General features: G+C 54.2%; 11 protein-coding genes. 6 read left to right on the forward strand and 5 right to left on the reverse strand.

Going from position 1 to position 18,897, the window contains the following annotated elements:
• Positions 1-73: 73 nt before the first annotated feature.
• Both PLIM_RS17230 and mutY read left to right on the forward strand, forming a co-directional pair.
• Positions 74-3,211 carry an MMPL family transporter gene (locus tag PLIM_RS17230; RefSeq protein WP_013111592.1) on the forward strand — a complete coding sequence of 1,046 codons (3,138 nt, stop codon included), beginning with the start codon at positions 74-76 and terminating at the stop codon, positions 3,209-3,211.
• A gap of 38 nt (positions 3,212-3,249) precedes the next feature.
• Positions 3,250-4,395: an A/G-specific adenine glycosylase gene (gene mutY, locus PLIM_RS17235; protein WP_013111593.1), complete on the forward strand. Its 1,146-nt coding sequence runs from the start codon at positions 3,250-3,252 to the stop codon at positions 4,393-4,395.
• 284 nt (positions 4,396-4,679) lie between these two features.
• On the opposite strand, the gene PLIM_RS24925 is transcribed toward mutY, so the two are convergent.
• Both PLIM_RS24925 and PLIM_RS17245 read right to left on the reverse strand, forming a co-directional pair.
• A complete protein-coding gene (locus tag PLIM_RS24925; protein WP_013111595.1) occupies positions 4,680-5,228 on the reverse strand; it encodes a type II secretion system protein in 549 nt (182 codons plus the stop codon).
• A gap of 298 nt (positions 5,229-5,526) precedes the next feature.
• The gene (locus PLIM_RS17245; protein WP_230849334.1) at positions 5,527-7,344 is read right to left on the reverse strand and encodes an AAA family ATPase; all 1,818 of its coding nucleotides are present in this window, start codon (positions 7,342-7,344) and stop codon (positions 5,527-5,529) included.
• A gap of 322 nt (positions 7,345-7,666) precedes the next feature.
• Here PLIM_RS17245 and PLIM_RS17250 point away from each other — a divergent pair, with 322 nt between their 5' ends.
• Both PLIM_RS17250 and PLIM_RS17255 read left to right on the forward strand, forming a co-directional pair.
• Positions 7,667-10,516 carry a TPR end-of-group domain-containing protein gene (locus PLIM_RS17250; RefSeq protein WP_013111598.1) on the forward strand — a complete coding sequence of 950 codons (2,850 nt, stop codon included), beginning with the start codon at positions 7,667-7,669 and terminating at the stop codon, positions 10,514-10,516.
• Positions 10,517-10,598: 82 nt separating this feature from the next.
• Positions 10,599-10,823 carry a hypothetical protein gene (locus tag PLIM_RS17255; RefSeq protein WP_013111599.1) on the forward strand — a complete coding sequence of 75 codons (225 nt, stop codon included), beginning with the start codon at positions 10,599-10,601 and terminating at the stop codon, positions 10,821-10,823.
• 167 nt (positions 10,824-10,990) lie between these two features.
• On the opposite strand, the gene PLIM_RS17260 is transcribed toward PLIM_RS17255, so the two are convergent.
• The gene (locus PLIM_RS17260) at positions 10,991-11,854 is read right to left on the reverse strand and encodes a DNA alkylation repair protein (RefSeq protein WP_013111601.1); all 864 of its coding nucleotides are present in this window, start codon (positions 11,852-11,854) and stop codon (positions 10,991-10,993) included.
• A 146-nt stretch (positions 11,855-12,000) separates the two neighbouring features.
• Here PLIM_RS17260 and PLIM_RS17265 point away from each other — a divergent pair, with 146 nt between their 5' ends.
• Entirely contained in the window at positions 12,001-13,611 is a 1,611-nt protein-coding gene (locus PLIM_RS17265) for an NAD(P)/FAD-dependent oxidoreductase (RefSeq protein WP_013111602.1), read from the forward strand.
• Between the two features lie 743 nt (positions 13,612-14,354).
• Entirely contained in the window at positions 14,355-16,505 is a 2,151-nt protein-coding gene (locus tag PLIM_RS17270; protein WP_013111603.1) for a flagellin N-terminal helical domain-containing protein, read from the forward strand.
• A gap of 196 nt (positions 16,506-16,701) precedes the next feature.
• Here the strand turns inward: PLIM_RS17270 and PLIM_RS17275 are convergent, their stop codons facing one another.
• Positions 16,702-17,559 (reverse strand): TrmH family RNA methyltransferase, encoded by an 858-nt coding sequence (locus PLIM_RS17275; RefSeq protein ID WP_013111604.1) that lies wholly within the window; start codon positions 17,557-17,559, stop codon positions 16,702-16,704.
• Between the two features lie 49 nt (positions 17,560-17,608).
• Positions 17,609-18,817, reverse strand: coding sequence for an adenosyl-hopene transferase HpnH (gene hpnH / locus PLIM_RS17280; protein ID WP_013111605.1), 1,209 nt, complete (start codon positions 18,815-18,817; stop codon positions 17,609-17,611).
• Between the last annotated feature and the right edge of the window lie 80 nt (positions 18,818-18,897).

The following is an 18,897-nucleotide window of genomic DNA, read 5'->3' on the forward strand; positions in this document are numbered from 1 at the left end:
GGCCAGTGGCCGCAAGATCCAGTGAAGACATGATCATCACCACCAGACACCTTCAGAGGCACCGGATCGCCTGATGAAGAGTGATGTTCCACCAACAGATCCATCACGACCTTTGGGATCGAACCCCAACGGTGTGATGCCCATGCGCACCGATGAGTCAGTTCAGCCAGAGCACTCGCGACTGAGTCATTTCCTTTCGAAAGTGACCGGGTCATGTGTCAAAAGACCATGGGCCACAATTGGCATTGCTGCCGTTTCGGTAGTGATCTCTGCACTGATCAGCGTCGCCTTTCTCCAGTTCAAAACCGATCGATCCGATCTGATCAATCCTTCGGCAGATTTTCATCAGCGATGGATGAAGTATACGCAGAGTTTCGGCGAAGCCAACGACCTGGTGGTCGTCGTCGAAGGGAAGTCTCCCGAACGGATCAAGCAGTCGCTCGATGAACTGGCGGCCCTGCTCCATCAGGAACCAGAATTCTTCAGTAATATTTTGTACAAGGTCGAGCCCGGAGAGCTTCGCAGCAAAGGACTGCAATACCTGGCACCCGCCCAACTGGCCATGGGCCTCGAGAGACTGGACGAGTATCGTCCCATTCTGGCTGGCAACTGGGATCTGGTACGGCTGGAAACTGTCGCACTGATCCTCAAGACGCAACTGGAAAGTGCGACGACGAAAGAGCAGATCCACGGATTGCTCCACCATGTGGATCGACTGGTCAGCAGCCTGGCACATGGTGTCGAGAAAGATGGCGAGTTCACCAACCCCTGGCCCGACTTGCTGACACTCGACCCGCAGATGAAGGCCCAGGGGAACCAGACGGTTTACCTGATTAATGACGCGGGAACGATGGGGTTTTTGAAAACCTCACCCGTTCAGAAAGATGCCGGTTCGTTTGAAGGACACACGCGATCGATTGATCGACTGCGGGAACTGATGTCGGATGTGACATCGAACCTTCCGGAAGTGCAGATGAGCCTGACGGGTATCCCGGTCCTTGAGAATGACGAAATGCGAAGGTCACAAGCCGACATGGGCTGGGCTTCGATGATCTCGGAAGCCGGTGTGCTGATTCTGATGCTGATTTGTTTTCGAGGTGTCAGGCATCCCATCATCGGGATGATCATGCTGGCAGCCGGAACCGCCTGGACGTTTGCCTTCACGACATTAACGATTGGTCATCTGAATATTCTCTCGATCTCGTTTGTGACAATTCTCATCGGGCTGGGTGTCGATTTTGGGATCCATTTTCTCGCAAGGTACATTCAACATCGCCAACAAGGGATGGAGATTCGCTCGGCACTGGTCAATACTTCCGGTCGAGTGGGTGTCAGCATCCTGACGGGGGCGATCACTTCAGCTTTGGCGTTTTTCTGTGCAGCATTCACCGATTTTTTGGGTGTTGCTGAACTGGGGCTGATTGCTGGAGCCGGAATTCTGCTCTGTGTGGTGGCGACGTTTACACTCTTGCCGGCCATGCTGGTGATCTCTGATCGTCATCGATCGGCTGCACAATTACCAACTCCGTTTCAAGGTGAACTTCTTCGCAAGGCGATTCTCCATGCACCCGGAACCGTGGCGAGTTTTTCAGCCGTGGTCATACTGCTGCTCGTCGTGCAGGTCGTGGATTGGAAAGATGGCCAACTGACGAGCCTGGTGACATACGATCACAATCTGCTCAACCTGCAGGCGCGAGGATTGGAATCGGTCGAGACGCAGAATCGCATTTTTGCCTCGTCCGATCATTCGTTACTCTTCGCGATCTCGCTGGCAGACTCGCCAGCTCAGGTGCGAGAACTCAAGGCGAAGTTTGAAGCGCTACCAGAAGTTCGCAAGGTCGAAGAAATCGCGACCAGACTTCCCGATCACTCGGCCGATGAAACCCGACTCCTTGTTCAAGGGTTTCATGCGCATCTGAAACATCTTCCCGAGAAACTGCCCGCACCCAAGACTTCAAATCCTGGTCGAGTCGGGCATGCCCTGGATGATCTCTTTGCCCATCTGAAGAGCCGGCCCGAAGAAAAATCTCTGGCACTTTCACAGAAGCTCGATCAAACGCTCAATCAACTGGCCGAGAAAGAGCTGCCAGAACAGATGCAGATTTTGAGTGAGTTCCAGTATCGCATGTCCTACGCCTTACTGGCTCAGTTTCAGGCCTTGCGGGCCGCAGCCAACCCGGCACCAGTCTCTTTGAATGATCTGCCTGCTGAATTGACTTCCCGATTTGTGGCTCAGCCCAAAAATGGGAAAGACCAGTGGCTCTTGCAGGTTTATCCCGCCCAGCAGATCTGGGATATGGAACCTTTGACGCAGTTTGTGACAGCTGTGCGAAAAGTCGATCCGAATATCACAGGGACACCGCTGCAGAATTTTGAAGCGGCTTTGCAGATCAAGCACAGTTATGAGATTGCTGCCATGTATGCACTGGCAGTGATTGTGCTGGTGCTGCTGATTGATTTCCTGCCTGGGAAGTTGATCTGGCGTTGCCTGATCCCAGGGATGCTGTTCGCACTAGGTGTGGGTGTGCTGGCCGTACTTTGCCAGGCAGTCCCTGAACTCTCTGCAAAGTTGCCACTCTGGAGCAAGCGTTGGCTCTTCGAGAATACACCACTGATTATGGTAGGAACCGCCAGTCTCATAACGATGCTGGCCGCCATGTGGCGATCACCAGGAAGCGTGGGATTGACGCTTCTCGCGTTGATGCCACCTGTGGTGAGCCTCGCCATGACCTTCGGGATTCTCGTACTTATCAAGATGCCTCTCAACCCGGCGAATCTCATTGTGCTGCCTTTGATTATCGGGCTGGGTGTCGATAGTGGAGTGCATCTACTTCACGATTTTCGCCATCGCGCACCTGGCCCATACACAGTCACTCCCAGCCTGGTGAATGCGATTGTGCTGACAGTCACGACGACCATGGTGGGCTTTGGCGCAATGATGATTGCTGCGCACAGGGGGTTGTTCAGCCTCGGGGCTGTCCTGACGATCGGCGTGACTTGCTGCCTGTTCATTTCGCTGGTGCCATTACCCGCGATTCTGGCACTCCTGGCCCGCTTAAGCCCGTCGATTCTGCACGATGCTGAGCCCGAGATGACGATCGATGTTAATGACGCCGATTTTGGGACACATCCAGTACCGACACTCGCGGACGAAACTGCGACCGACGATGATGAGCCGAGGATCTTGAAGCATCCAGCTCACGTTGCCTGATGCGTTGCTGATGCCCATGGCGATAGACAGTAGACGGGATGCAAAAGACAAAGTTTCAAAAGCAACTTCTCGCCTGGTATGCAAAGCATGGTCGCCCGTTGCCGTGGCGAGCCTCACATGATCCTTATTCGATCTGGATCAGTGAGATCATGCTGCAACAGACCACCGTGACCGCTGTGATCCCTTACTTCGAACGATTCATGGCGAAATTCCCCAGTGTGCAGGCGCTGGCCAGTGCTCCGGAAGAAGAGGTGCTCAAACTGTGGGAGGGGTTAGGTTACTACTCAAGAGCCCGCAATCTGCATCAGTCTGCCCGAGTGTTGATGGAAAGATACCAAGGGGTTTTTCCGCAAAGTGTCGAGCAATTGCTCGAGTTGCCCGGGATTGGTCGATATACGGCTGGCGCCATTTCGAGCTTTGCTTTTCGCCTGCCGGCTCCCATTGTCGAAGCCAATACCCAGCGGTTGTATGCCCGCATTCTGGGATATGATGGCGACTTGAAAAATGCAGCAGGACAAAAAGCCTTATGGGGATTCGCAGAATCGATTGTTTCAGGGAAAGAACCCGATCTGATCAATCAGGCCCTCATGGAACTGGGCTCACTTGTTTGTAAACCCATCGACCCCTTGTGCGATCAATGCCCGGTCCAGCAGCATTGCCGCGCATTTCAGGAAGCAAGGCAAGCCGAGATTCCCCGAGCACAGGCCAGACCAGTCATTACACCGCTGGTTGATGCCACATTGCTGATCGAGTATCAGGGGGAGCTATTTCTCCGGCAACGCGAGAAGCCTGAGCGATGGGCCGGATTATGGGATTTTCCACGCTATACGCTTTTTGATCCCGAGAATACCAGCGAAGAGTTTCAGAAAGAAAAAGACGTCTCGACATCAGCACTGGCCTTGTCACTCAAGGCTCGTGTGCAGGAACAATTGGCGGTACATCCAGGCGAAGTCACTGAATTTTCACGGCTGACTCATGGAGTGACTCGCTATCGCATCACTCTGCATGCCTTTGGCTGCGATCTCTCGGATGGAGTGGCCAGCAGACAAAGCAAAGCACTCTATGAACAGCTCAAGTCGCATGGCGGGTGGTTTGGGTGTGAATCGCTCGATTCGCTGGCCGTGCCCGTGACCACTCGAAAGCTGGTGAAGCAGTGGCAGAAGCTCAAGAACATGATGCGATGAGCATTTAATAGATATGGCTTTCACGATCTACTTACATTTTGTGTGCCATGCTTGCGGCCCGGAGCAAGCATGTTTAAAAGACTCCCTATGCAACATAGTTTCTGGAGTAGGTGAGAAGTTCAAGGAATGATTGGTGCATTACGTCGGAACTTCATGCACCCTACGCAAAGTAGAGACCTCATTTCGCACGATTATTATTGGTAGAAATAGCCAAGCCGCATTCAGCTATGAACCGAATGCGGCTTACTTATTTATTGGCTCAGATAAGAAGATGGCTGTCAGTCTTACATCTTTTCGAGAGCTTTACCGTCAGCACTGTTGCCAGTCGCGTTGGCCTTGATTTCACCAGTCGCAGGATTGTAGATCCAGCCTACTTTTTCGTCGCCAATGGTTTCGGCCATATCAGGAGTGGCAGCAGCCACGTCGGTCACGATCTTCACGGCCCGTCCGCCGGAATAAGGATTGACTGGCAACTGACCGATCACATACGGGCCAAATGGATAACCGGCTGTTCCTGGTGCAGCAGTGGTCAGATCGGCCTTGGAGGCCAGAGTGAGTTGTTCCACAATCTTTGTGGGATCTGTCGAGCCACTGCCAGGGAACTTGCCATCATGCTGGAACCGGAACATTTGAATCTGGCTGCGCATCAGCGAGAGATTTTGACGCAGCGACGCTTCTTTGGCGTCATCAGTGGCTGCTGTGAACTGAGGCAACACCGTTGCAGCCAGAATCCCAAGAATCACGACCACGATCAGCACTTCAACGAGTGTGAACCCCTTACGGCGTGATGATGTGAGGGGGTTCGACTTCTTGATGCGAGTTCCGACAAACATTGAGCAGCTCCCTATGTGGTTCCGAGTGGGTTCCGAGTTTGGTTCAAGAAAACTTGTGATAGGTTGCAGAATATGATGCTGCTAACCCCATGTGGACATTACGAAACCTATGTCTCAATTTTGAACTGTCAAGTCTGCTGATGTAAAAAACTATCGAGAACTCAATGACGATTGATGCTGTCGAATGTTATTGAATTGCCAGAAAGTGCAGTTGATTATCAGAGGTTCATCGATCATATCTCGTGGAGACTTTCTCGATAGGCTGATATGAGAAAACTGATCAATGCACTGGGCGTTACTACATGACCGAGAAATAGTTAGCGACGGCAAAGTCAAATGCCTCGGGGGTCATCTGCTTGGGAATGTTCTTGTAGGTGCAGTAGTTTTTAACTTGTAGCAACAGATCGCGCGGCTGGCACGACCGGAAGGGACGTTTGACCTCGAAGTAGTGTTTCTGAATCAAGTACGAGACGGCCTGTTCGTTGTACTGAAAACCCAGATGAGGAGCTAACCGCTGAAGAATGCCGCGGAACTCGGCTTCCGTCGGGTCAGGAACCTGAATTTTGTAAGGAATTCGTCGTAGAAAGGCCCCATCGACGAGATCACGCGGTTCGAGATTGGTCGAGAAGATAATGAGTTGATCAAAGGGGACTTGAATCTTCTTACCACTGGGAAGATTCAGAAAGTCGTAGCGCTTTTCGAGCGGGACAATCCAGCGATTGAGCAGTTCGGTGACTGGCATGCGCTGGCGACCGAAATCGTCGATCACAAATGTGCCGCAATTGCTTTTGAGCTGCAGTGGGGCTTCGCAGATTTTGGTTGTCTGGTTTTGTGTGACTTCCAGTTGATCCATGGTGAGCTCACCACCAGCGACAATGGTCGGGCGGACAATCCGCACCCAGCGCTGATCGATCCCCGTGAGATTGAAAAGCCCTTGTTCCTGAGGCGGCGTTTCGACTTCATCATGCATACCAGGGTCGAACAGGCGGATGACATCACCATCGATCCCCAATGCTCGAGGGATCCAGATGGTACTGCCGAAGCAGCGTGTGATACGTTCCGCAATGCTGGTTTTTCCATTGCCAGGCTCGCCGAAGAGGAACATCCCGCGGCCTGAGTTAATAGCGGGCCCCAGGCGTTCCAGCAGCGAAGGATTGATCAGCAGGTCTTTGAAAGCGGTTTTGAGGCTCTCTTCGGTGGCATAATGGCGAGTGATCGACTGAGCCTCCATCGCGTGGAGGTAATCTCGTAACGAAACGGGAGCAGCTCCGAAATAGGTGCATTCTTCCATAAACCTGCGGGCGCGCTCGCGTCCCACATCGGTAATGCAGTACTCGTAATCGCCCATCTCGGCAGTATTGCGGTAAGCCAGCAGAGTGTCCTGCTTCAGACCTTTGACAATCGGTTCGATGAGCGCAAAGGGAAGTTTGAGCTGACCAGCCACTTGCCTGCCGGTTGAGGATCCCTTGGCAAGGAGGAATTTGAGAATTAATCGTTCGACTTCGTCTTCGGTCAGTCGAGTTTCGTAAAGCGTGGTGGGTTCGGGAGGAAAGTATTCGTTCTCGCCAGCTGTTTTGCGTGGCCCGAGTAAATTCTCAACTCTCTCGAACAGGGAATTGAGCTTTCGATCACCAGAAGCAGGGCTTAATGGCGGAGCTTCAGTCTCGCGTGAACTGATCGGATCGAGCGGGATGTTGGGCCGAACAGTTTGAGCATTCGATTTCAGAAGTTGGCGAATATCAGCCTGCAGTGCGTTGATCGAAGTTTCTGGTGTCTCAGCCGAAGCGGGCGATGATGTGCGTGGCCCTTGAGCGGAGGCTTGGCCAGCAGAACGCTCCGGGGAAAATCGCTGCGAATTGTCAGTTGGTGGGGAAGATTTGGTGGCTGGAGAATTTACGGGAGGCTGGCGGTGCCCTTCACCAGATGCGACGGGATCTTTCCGAGGTCCGGCTGGAGTTTGCCCCAGGGCATTGGCGACGCCCATGCCGACACGACGCAAATACTCAGCCGGTGAGAGTTTACCTTCAGCCGACATCCGCTGCTCCAATCCAGGTCGATAAGAGGGTGTCGAAACTCGTGGCCCGCGATTCTCGAGAACGCCCTGCGGTGGAAACATAGGCCAGAAATCGAAGCGTGCGAGCAAATCTTGATGAACCAAATCGGGAAAAATACTAACAGGGGCGAGCAGAACATGTATACAAGTTCAGTGCCTGTTGAAGAAAACGAAGAAACCGTCAGGGATGAATCCAGCGATTCTGGTGGCAAGTTTGCGGTGGCATGGTGAGAATCTTTAATAAAGATGGCCATCCTCAAAACAGCTGGCCACGGCTACTAAAGATCACGCGGAACACAGAGCGACCGACAGGTTCATCGCGGCTTGATTCCGTCCGAACGATCGTTTTCTGAACAGAAGTTTTTTACAGCGAGATGACTCGAACATGTGTCACCACCCTCGGTATCTGCTGTTGCTGTCAGTTCGCAGGCTTGTCGTGCTGCTGCCTGTATTACTGACGTTGATTAGCGCACGACAGGAAGTGAGTGCCGCTGGTGATGTGGTTCCGGCGAATCGCAAAGCTCGAGCCGTAGCTGGGAACGTGATCCTGGTTCAGAATGAAATACCGCAGCGTAGCAACAGTGCAGCTACCCCCAGCCAACCCGCTGCACCGGCCAGTGAGATCAAATCGATCAACACCGAAGAAGAGATCCGCAAACTGCTGGAGAGCTGGGCACAGCGTGAAGCATGGGATCGCCCATCGTTTTTCGATCCACCACGACCAGTGGCGGAGGCGACGTCCTTTCAGAAACAGATTGTTCCCCTCGTTGAGATGGCCAATTATGGCTGGTGGAACGATGGAACCGGCCTGATGCGCTATCTGGCAGTCAATGTTTCGATCTACAACGGCGGTGCCGAGCCAATTGTCATTCGAAAAGACGATGTCAGTGCCAATATTGGAGGAAAGGATTACCCGTTTGGTAATCTCCCGCAGCGATTGAAGCTCATGCAGTTCCAGTACGAAGAGAAATCGATTTCTCTCAAAGGGGCTGAACCATTTGCAGAGTTGAGCATCGCTCCCGGAACAGCCAGCAATGTCTGGCTGGTGTTCGCCAAACTGGAAACAGACAACAATGTTCCTCCCAGCGTCATTACGATGAAGTCGTCGGCTGGCCCCGTTGTGATTGATGTCAATCGGCAGATGAGGTCGGCTTTGAAGCTCCGGATCGAACTGGTGGGCCCGCGTGCTGTCCTGGGGCTGATGACGATTTCGGGGATTCTGAATACCGTCAATGCTCAGGATTTGTGCCGGGGTTATGAAGAGCTGTCGCTGAAGAAGGTCGAGCGGGCCGTTACCTGTTGGGATCTCAGTGTGAAGCAGGTCAACTCGCAGCTGCTGAGCTGGCTGATGACCACGGCCCAGCAACCACCAGGGAACCGACCACAGATCAATTATCTGCCGGAAGTTCCTGCCGCCATTCAGGAACTTCAACTGGCAAGCATCCCCAACCAGCGTGATCAGTCGAAGCGTGGGAATAGTTCCAAAGTCGTGCATCCCACGGCAGCCGATGCGATCTCTGCAGCGCTGGCCGATGCTTATCGACTTTTACCTGCCGATGAAATTCTGCGTGAGATCGAGAGTGGACATCCTCTGGCGAAACCAGCCGCCCTGCTGCATGGGGCGGCTCGATTGCCCTCTTCGGAAGTACCGCGTGTGATTGCACTGACACGCAGTGAGGATCAGCCACTGGCCAAGTCGGCAGTGCTGGCTTTGGGAGAATTCAGCGAGCAACCAGCGATTGATGAGCTGAAAGCGATTATCACCAGTGGAAAGCTGGAACTCGTGCCGGATGCTGCCGAGGCTTTAGCCACGTCTCGATATCGCCAGCATCAGGATGTCCTGTTGCAGCTATTAAAGGATGTGCAACCTGAGCGTCGAGATCCCATATTGACCGTCCTCTCGGCAACACCGAAGGCTGCCTGGGCCAATGTTCTGGCGAACTATACGCATCAGCCTCAGGGAGGAATCAGGACAGAAGTCCTTTCGGCTCTGGTGGTGCTAGGGCATCCAGCGGCACAAGGACTTCTGGAAGAAGCCATTCGCAGCGATAATGCGACCACACGGAAGTTTGCCTTCGATGTCCTCTCTCGCCGATCCGATCGCAAAAGCCGGGAACTGGCGATGGATTACGCCCTCGCTTCGCTCGATCGAGGAGAGTTCGATCCCCTGCTCGAACAGTTTTTGAGACAGGTGCGCGATCCGCGCGTGCTGCCGAAATTGATGGCCCGGCTCGATAACTCCAGTACAAACTCAACTGCCGATCGTTCCGGAGCCATTCGACTCATTGGTGCGATTGCGGATGCTTCGGCCGGTAAGGAACTGGCCGATCGATTTGATTCGTTCAAGCCACAAGAACGCAATCAGCTCATGTTGGCCTTGAGAGAACTCAAGGCACCCGAGTTCTTGCCCCTGGCGATTCGCTGCATTGAATCGGGCGACTTTTCGCAGGCTTCGAGTGCACTGCAAGGATTGATGCAGGAATCTCCGCCAGATCTGCTGGCGATACTTGAAAAAGCGGTTCGCAAGCAGGACAGCAATAACATGCAGCAGCAGCTGATGCAGATGATTGGTCAGGTGGGAACACCGGCTGCACGCGAATTGCTCCTCAAGCTGCGTGATGAAGCCAAAGACGATACTCGCCGCGACTATGCCAATGCCGCACTATTAAATCTGCGGCAAAGGTCGCCCGGCTACCAGTTCATTTATCAGGCCCAGCATTATCTCCAGCAGAAGCAGAAAAAATCGGCCCTGGAGTGCTTTGAGATTGCTTTGGAAGTCGATGAGTATCTGCCAGAGGCGTGGGCAGGTCGTGGAAACCTGCGGTTGCAGGAGGGCAAGATTCCCGAAGCGCGGGGCGATTTTGAGAAGTCGGTAGCACTCGACCCGACGAATGCGCTGGCAGTCACGGGGTATGCCATCTGCCTGGTCACAACAGGTGAGACAGACAAGGGAATCAGCACACTGGAGAAGATTCGCACCAAGCATCAGCAGGATGATCAATACCTCTACAATGCCGCTTGCGTTTACAGCCGGGCGATGGAGCATACGATGAAGACTATGGCGGGAGAAGAGGTGATCAACCGCTACAAGGGGCTGGCACTCAAAGACCTGAAGGCGAGTATTGAGCGCGGTTTTGATGACTTCGACTGGGTGAAAAAAGACCCGGATTTAAAGCCATTAGAAAACGACCCCGAATTCAAAGCCCTCCTGGAGAAAGCCCCGAAGAAAGAGTGAGTGGTGAGCCTTCTCGTCAAATTGTCTTCTCATTCTAGCCGACGCATATCGGCGGACTATTGAAGCTGCATAGGCCGATCTCATGCGAGGATTCATCTGGGGAGCGGTTATTGGTTTGGCACTTACCGTCCTTGCAGGACATACGGCGGCGTTCGCGAATGGCGATTGGCCGTATCACCAGGGCAAAGGAGCGGCCTCTCAATCGACGATGCATATCACGAGGATCGCCGCTCCATTCGGTGCACTTTTGGGGGGAATTGTGGGACTGGTCATCCGTAAGCCTATACGCGCTCGTGAAGCACGATAAAACTTTCGCCAACGAGCTGACTTCGTTTCAACCGCCCTAGCTTGAGATGATTTTGGGCAAGTGCCAGGAGCACTGCTGGCCAGCCAGCAGTGGCACACTGGTAACCAACTCCCAACCATCAACTCCCAACTCCCAACTCCAAACTCCAAACTCCCAACTTCCAACCATCAACTCCCCACTCCCTGCTTCCTGAGAGTGCGTTGAGCGTGGTGCGTGATCCATTGAGTTTCTTTGGTCGGAGATTCTTTGAGCCAGCGGTGGCACAGGCTGGTGACGAATTCGGGTTGTGACTTGCTGCTGTCGTTGAGCCAGTTGGCGACGGAAAGCTGGACGTAGCGGGCCTCGTCGCTACGGAGTTGCTCCAGAATCGGTAGTGCGAGTTCCGGTTCGGCCTTAAGAACAGGGGCGTGTGCGCACCACACGCCGCAAGGCCGGATCGATTCGATGGCGAACCGTCGCAGATTGGCATCCTGATGTTTTGCCCAGGGGAGCAGGCGATGGATCGATTTGGGCAAGTCGTTAACAAGTGCTGGTCGCACGACCATCCACGCACATTCGCGAACACCAAAATGTTCATCCGCCGCAAAAGGGCGGATCGCTGTAAGCCGCTGGGAAAGAGTGAGCTTTGTCGGGCTTTGGATCGCGGTCATCGTCCAGATGCGGACGGCATCGGAGGGATGAGTCGTCAACTCCTCCAGAATAACCGGGTGTCTGGGATGCCGGGTGATGAACCGGGCGAGTAACGATCCCAATCCCCACGACTTTTGCATGACCCCGACGCTTCGCAGCGATTCGAGTTCCTGCTCAAGTTCAGGAGTGGTTTCGAGCTTCAGGTCATCAAGCAGGTGCGTGAACAATCGCAATTGATCCATAGCAAGCCACTCGACAAGATTCCGTGTGGCGAGCTTTCCCGTTTCGAGAGCTGCGAGGGTTTCTGGCGAAACTTCTGAGCGGCGGCGGGCAGGCTTACTGGCAGCCAGCGAGGGATTGACGCTGAGACTCGACCGTTGAGCTTTGGACTTCCTGGGCATACTGGCGAACCATCAACAGAGGTCAAAGGTAGTGTGATCGACTCATTGGTGAGCAGAAGAGCTGGCGACTTGTGCGCCGTGGGGTGGCGTGCGATATTATCGCTTAGTCCGGACATAGCTCGTTCGCACACTGATTATGAAACATTATGCCACTGAAAATTGCCAACCTTCGTCTCCCTTTAGGGACTCCTGAAGCCGAACTTCCTGGTTATCTGGCTCGTGCCACAGGTTTACCGAAGGAAAATCTTTCCCGGTATCGGATCTTAAAGCGGAGTCTCGATGCGCGCAAGCGCGACGAACTGCACTTTGTTTATACGACATCGGTCGATATCTCTTCCGAAATAGCGCAGTCGAAAGCTTTGCAAAAGCGGCTGGGCCCGGAACTGATGTTTTTTGAGCCGCCGGTGTTTGATAATCCCGCACCTGGCGAAGGAGAGTTGCACGGTCGGCCACTGGTCATTGGTTCGGGACCGGCAGGATTGCTGGCTGCCCATTATCTGGCGATGAAGGGGTATTGCCCGATTGTCATCGAGCGTGGCAAAGCGGTGAAAGAACGTGTCCCTGCCGTACGGGAGTTTGATCGCGGTGGTGCGTTTGACCGTGAGAACAATTATCTTTTTGGCGAAGGCGGGGCCGGTTGCTTCAGTGACGGCAAGCTCACCTGCCGCATGGAAGGGCCGGATGTTGACTGGGTGCTCGAGCGCTTTGTCGAGTGTGGCGGTCGCGAATCGATTGTCTATGAGAATCGCCCCCATCTGGGAAGTAACAAGCTGCCGATGATCTGCCGGAACTTCCGACGCAAGATTGAAGCTTTGGGTGGCGAGTATCGGTTCGATTGCCGCTTCGAAGGTCTGATCCTGCGGGATGGACAGGTGATCGGAGTTGAGACTTCGAGCGGGCCGATGTACTCGAATGTGGTGATTTTAGGGATCGGCCACAGTGCGCGAGACACCTACGAAAAGCTGCTGGAGCAAGGGGCACCGATTCAGCAGAAAGCCTTTCAACTGGGTGTACGGATTGAACAGCCCCAGGAGCAGGTGAACAAGCATAAGTATGGCCGGCCCGAGTATCTGGAGATGCTCGGAGCAGCTGATTACACCCTGCAGGCCCGCTCGACTCGCGATGTCTTTACGTTTTGCATGTGTGCGGGGGGGATCATCATTCCGAGTGTTTCCGAGCCGAACATGTTCTGTTCGAACGGAATGAGTAACAGTCGTCACGATACCCCATTTGCCAATAGCGGCATTGTGGTGACTTTGGAGACGAATGAGTTCGGATCGAATCATCCTCTGGCGGGAGTCTATTTACAGCGGCAGTATGAATCAGCCGCCTTCGAGCTTCTGGGAGGGACATACGCGTGTCCCATTCAGCGGGGACTTGATTTCGTGAATGGCAAAGCCCCGCGTGCCGATGATCGCGTGGAATGTTCGTACGAGCGTGGCGTCAAGCCGTTGGCACTGGATCTGGTGTTGCCGCCGGTGATTACTCAGGCGATTCGCAAAAGCCTGCCCTTGATGGATGCCAAGCTGCATGGAAACTTTTTGAAGAATGCCGTGCTGGTCGGGCCGGAGATGCGCGGAAGTTCACCTGTCCGGATTGATCGAGACCGGCAGACGCGTGTGGCACCGGGAATGCCCGGGCTGTACCCAGTCGGTGAAGGAGCCGGCTACGCGGGCGGGATTGTGAGTGCAGCCGTCGATGGCTTGCGCAGTGCCCGGGAAGTGGTGCGGCACTTCGCTCCCTTATTGAAGGGCTGATTCTCGCAGCATCAGGTCACTTGCCACCACAACAGGCTGGTTGCCCACACTTCTTTGTATTGAGTGATGCGAAGTTTTGACTTTCGGGTGGCAAGGGTCGGATGTCCTCATCCGCCCCTTGGTCAATCGAGGTCATCAGTACAAATGCATCCGTAGCGCTCCTCAGAACTTCCTGCCAACTTTGAGATGATTAACCAACCTCAGATGACCTGGGGGCAAACGAAGACGTTTGACCCCAGCCACGCCACCTGAATCCATCAATCAAATGGGCTCACTGGGAAGGTGTGTATAGCAGTCAGCGCGAACAGGGCAAGCTCGTGAGTGATCGTTTGAGAGCAGCCTGTTCAATTTGACCGGTTTTGCGGCGTTACCCGCAAATACGAAGATGTTGCGAAAAATCTTCAATACCGACCGACGTGTGGCGAAATGCGAACTAGGGTTTGTTCGTACTCACGCAAGGCTTTAACGATTTCGCTGAGTTTATCAAGGCGTTTTTCTCGTGGGTGGAACTACTGAGGTTCCGGCTATGACGACGATGCCGATCGATCGTGTCTTCCCGACGATTTCGACGAATCGGGTTGTGAGAGGCGATCAATCAATGGTGAATTCGGCAGGAACTTCCGGACGAAGCCAGAGATGAGACTTTGTATTTCAAAGGACAACCGCGCAGGCGCAGCTTTACATCGCGCACGGCGGGCCAAGCATACGACGGAGCGCTCTCACCCCCCGAAAGGCTAAGTGCGATGACGAGAATTAACACAAACATTGATGCGCTCCGTGGGTTGCGCAACCTTCAGAAAGCCACCAGTCAGCAGAACTCGGCGCTGACCCGACTTTCGACCGGTGTGAAGGTCAACAGTGGCCGGGATAACCCCGCCGGTCTGTTCGCTGGTGAGCGACTGAAACTGCAGACGACCACCATTGAGAAATCGATTTCGAACAGCAATCGAGCCAACAATGTGCTCTCAACGGCTGATGCCGCTCTGGGCGAAATCAGCGGTCAGCTCAATAAGCTGCGCGGGCTGGTTCAGGAAGGTTTGAACGTTGGTGCCCTTTCCTCCAGCGAAACAACGGCTAACCAGGGCGAAATCGACGAAATTCTTTCTGCAATCAACCGTATCTCGTCCAACACCACGTTTGCTGGTGACAAACTGATTGACGGCAGCAAAGGCTTCCAGACATCGGTTTCAGTCGGCGATTTGGACAAATTCAGTGATTTCCAGGTGAACCAGGCTGTCTTCGGCTCACGCACCAGCATTGCTTTGAATGCGACAGTGAACACTGCCGCCGAAAAGGCATCGCTGCGATACAGCGGCGGGGCTTTGACTTCAGCTGCCACAGTGGAAATTGGCGGTTCTACCGGCAACCAGGCGATTTCACTGGGTGGCAGCAGCACGGTCACCAACATTGCTGACGCGATCAACGACGTTGCGGACACCACAGGTGTTGTGGCTACAGTAGTCGGTGGTTTTGAGCTGACAGTTGATGCTGTTGCCAACACCGCAACAAAAGGCTCAGGCGCCAACGGTGTGGTGACCTTCACTGACGCTCGCAGGACTGCCGAGCTGGGAACGAATGCTTCGCTGGGTGGTACTGTTTCGGTGACTTACGTCGCCGGTTCAGGTAACAACGTGGCGACATCGGTGGCTGTTACAGGAACAACAAATCGCACTGTAACTGTGACTCTGGGAACAGACGCCAACGGTGCTGTCAGTGCCACTGCCGACGACGTGGTTGCCATTGTCGCTGGTGATACGACTGCCAGTTCGCTTGTTACGGGTGTGGCCAGTGGCGACGGTTCGGGTGTTCAGGCCGCTGAAGCCGCTGATACGCTGACAGGTGGTACTGATCAGGGCATCCTGCGGCTGGGAGATAACCGCACGGTAGGAACCAACGGCACATTGAGTGTTGTCGTCGATGCCACTGGCAACAGCCAGACACTGGGTGTCAGCGTGGGTGCAGCAGATAACGATGGCAACCAGGTCATCACGATTACTGCAGCCACAGATGCTAACGGTGTCGTGACCTCGACTCTCGCAGACATCGCGACTCTGATCAATGATGATGAAGATGCTTCGGAAGTGCTGCTGGCTTCGACACGTGGCGACTCAACATCACTGGGTGATGATGTGGCGAGCACAGCTCTGAGCTTGACCAATGGCGATATCATTCTTGAAAGTTCAGAGTATGGCTCTTCAGCCAAGGTCAACGTGACCGCCCTGTCTGGCAGCTTCCAGACGACAGGCAAGAACGACACGACTTATACAACTCGCGATTTCGGTGCTGATATCGGCGTGACAATCAACGGCCAGGCAGCCCGTGGTGATGGTCTCAAGGCCAGCTTCCGCACTGCCAGCGTCGCTGCTTCGCTCACCTTTGCGACTGATTCCAACGAAGCTAACGCCACAGCGACTTTGAACATCGTCGGTGGTGGTGCACTCTTCCAGATTGGTGAACAGGCCACTTCCGCCGGTCAGATTGGCCTGGGGATTGAAGCGGTCAACACTTCTCGCCTGGGTGGTATCACCGGCAAACTGTCCGAACTGGGTTCCGGTGGCGGCAAGAGCCTCGAAGACGTTCGCAAGAGCCTCGATGGTTCGGGCCCGAAGATCACTTACGATGATCTTGTGAGCATCATCGATGAATCGCTGGAACGAGTGACGACTCTCCGGTCTCAGATTGGTGCTGTGCAGTCGAACGTGATCGATACCAACATCTCGACTTTGGGTGTGGCACTGGAAAACATTTCTGCTGCCCGCAGCGAGATTGTCGATACCGACTTTGCTGCTGAAACAGCCAACCTGCAGAAGGCTCAGGTTCTGGTACAGGCTGGTATCTCGGTGCTGTCGATTGCCAATCAGGGGCCCAGCACCATCGCCCAGCTCCTCCGGTAATCGAAGTCGTTCTTAACAGACGGCAACGATGGGAAATCAAGCACGTCTCTCGAAAGAGGGACGTGTTTTTTTGTTTTGGTGTTTGGGAGTTGGGAGTTGGCCTGTGTGCCATGCTTGCAGCTGTGTGCCATGCTTGCAGCTCTGGGCAAGCATGTCTTCGCAACCAATAACGCGCAATGGTTTCCTGGAAGCCGTATCAGTTGGTGAGTTGATAGAGGAAGATGCCGGCGGCGACAGCGACGTTGAGGCTGTCCACATCGGGAGGCATGGGGATCGTGACCAGATGATTGCAGTGGTCCATCCACTCAGTCGTTAACCCCTCAGCTTCATTCCCGAGCAGCAGTGCGAGGCGATGGGGCCGCTGGACGTTCTTCAGGGAGACAGCCGATTCCGAGAGAATTGCGCCCATCGTTTCAAACCCGAACTCAGTTTTAAGACGCTGCAGATCGTGGTCTAGATGGCGGCTTTCGCGAATCGTCAGGCCAAAGATATTGCCCATCGAAACGCGAATGACCCGCCGGGAAAACGGGTCACAACAGGCTTTGCCCAATAAGAGACCTGTCGCTCGAAAAGCACTGGCAATGCGAATGATGGCACCCAGATTTTCCGGGTTGTCGCAATTCGGGCAGACGATGAGAAGCGGCTTTTGGAAGGCAGTTAGCTCGTGGTACTTCTCTATAGAGGTTGTTGTGGCCAGTCGTTGATCTTTGGGAGGTTCGGGAAGCCCCAGGAGCTGTTCCAGAGAAGCTGTCCGTCGCCGTAGACCACAAGCCATGACACCCACATGCAGATGAAAGCCAATCAGTTGAGAGGCCATCTCGGTCGGCATGATATAGACGGGAATCTCGGGTGGAATCAGCCCTGCCCAGGCGGCGACTTTTTCCTGAGTGACGAGAATGGACGCTGTCTCAAACTTACTGGCCAGTAATCTCTCGACAGTACGCACACCCTCGACAATGAAGTACTTGCCATGTCGCATCGCGTTCTGAGCTTTCACATCGCGATAAACATCCAGGTTTTTGTCGAGCAGATCACTCACCGGAATGAGCGGCATGGGAGCAACTTCTGAGAGAATGGCGAGTGAGAGTTCAGGTGTGAAAGCTTTAAGAGGCCGCTGCTGGCGAGCTATTCAACTGGCACGAGGCCACGCCCGCAAGTTCGCTGGATCTCGATGAAGATCCCGAAGATGACGCATTGCCCAGTGGCGATAAGGCAACGAACTCTCCCAGAGGTTGGCGAGTTCCAGACCCTGAATCAGCACTCGAAGGGGGTTCGTCGAGTGGCGGCAGATTCTTTTGCCGGGGGCCGAAAAAGGTGCGGATGGCTGTGTGATACAAGCCGTTCCAGCTACCGAATGTCTGTGCGACGGCTGTCGGTTCGTAGCCACAGTGAACCATACAGTTGGCACATTTGGGGTTGCCACTGGCGCGGCCATAATCTGGCCAGTGAGTAGTTTCCATCAGCTCTTTAAAGGTTCTGGTGTAGCCTTCATTCATCAGATAGCAGGGCTTCTGCCAGCCAAAGAGGTTGTAGGTGGGGCTCCCCCACGGTGTGCATTCCAGATTCCAGGCACCTTGCAGAAACTCGATAAAGAGTGGTGAAAGGTTGAATTTCCACCGCTTTTTGGCATTCGAAAAGAGCTTCCGGAAGAGTGAAACCGTCTGCTGTCGCTGCAGGAACAACGTTTGAATCGGGGCTTTCTCGTACTGGTACCCCGGGGAAAGCATCATCCCTTCGACACCCAGATCAGCCAGAGTATCAAACATTTCCCGCAGGGCTTCGGGCTGAGCGTTGTTATAGACCGTCGTATTCGTCGTCACCCGATAGCCCTGCGCGATGGCTGTTTTGATCGCACTGATGGCGACGTCGTACACCCCTTCACGGCATACGGCAAAGTCGTGCTCTTCTTGCGGGCCGTCGAGATGAATCGAGAAGGTCAGGTACGGGCTGGGCTGGAATTTGTGAAGATGTTTTTCGAGCAGGATGGCATTCGTGCACAGGTAAACAAACTTTTTGCGAGCCACCAGCCCGGCAACGATTTCGCCGATTTGCGGGTGCAGGAGTGGCTCTCCACCGGGAATGGAAATGACCGGCGCACCGCATTCATCGGCGGCAGCGAAGCATTCTTCGGGAGAAAGGTGCTTGCGCAAAATCTCGACGGGATGCTGGATCTTGCCACATCCAGCGCAGGCCAGATTGCAGCGAAAAAGAGGTTCGAGCATCAGAACCAGCGGATATCGCTTGTTGCCCAGCATTCGCTGTTTGAGCACATAGCTGGCGATCGTCCACATTTGACGGACAGGAACCGACATTCGAGGCGACCTCCATGTATTGGTGAACAACGCCTTATCGAGCAAGCGTTTTGCGAAAACTTCTCTGGCGAGCCGAATGA

The sequence above is a fragment of the Planctopirus limnophila DSM 3776 genome, from assembly GCF_000092105.1.
GTDB lineage: Bacteria > Planctomycetota > Planctomycetia > Planctomycetales > Planctomycetaceae > Planctopirus > Planctopirus limnophila.

Bases quoted from the DNA above. Each gene is read 5' to 3' on its own strand.
- PLIM_RS17255 (WP_013111599.1), top strand. From the start codon at position 10,599: ATGCGAGGATTCATCTGGGGAGCGGTTATTGGTTTGGCACTTACCGTC.
- PLIM_RS17245 (WP_230849334.1), bottom strand. From the start codon at position 7,344: ATGTTTCCACCGCAGGGCGTTCTCGAGAATCGCGGGCCACGAGTTTCG.
- PLIM_RS17265 (WP_013111602.1), top strand. From the start codon at position 12,001: ATGCCACTGAAAATTGCCAACCTTCGTCTCCCTTTAGGGACTCCTGAA.
- PLIM_RS17230 (WP_013111592.1), top strand. From the start codon at position 74: ATGAAGAGTGATGTTCCACCAACAGATCCATCACGACCTTTGGGATCG.
- PLIM_RS17250 (WP_013111598.1), top strand. From the start codon at position 7,667: ATGTGTCACCACCCTCGGTATCTGCTGTTGCTGTCAGTTCGCAGGCTT.
- PLIM_RS17260 (WP_013111601.1), bottom strand. From the start codon at position 11,854: ATGCCCAGGAAGTCCAAAGCTCAACGGTCGAGTCTCAGCGTCAATCCC.
- PLIM_RS24925 (WP_013111595.1), bottom strand. From the start codon at position 5,228: ATGTTTGTCGGAACTCGCATCAAGAAGTCGAACCCCCTCACATCATCA.
- PLIM_RS17275 (WP_013111604.1), bottom strand. From the start codon at position 17,559: ATGCCGCTCATTCCGGTGAGTGATCTGCTCGACAAAAACCTGGATGTT.
- mutY (WP_013111593.1), top strand. From the start codon at position 3,250: ATGCAAAAGACAAAGTTTCAAAAGCAACTTCTCGCCTGGTATGCAAAG.
- PLIM_RS17270 (WP_013111603.1), top strand. From the start codon at position 14,355: ATGACGAGAATTAACACAAACATTGATGCGCTCCGTGGGTTGCGCAAC.
- hpnH (WP_013111605.1), bottom strand. From the start codon at position 18,817: ATGTCGGTTCCTGTCCGTCAAATGTGGACGATCGCCAGCTATGTGCTC.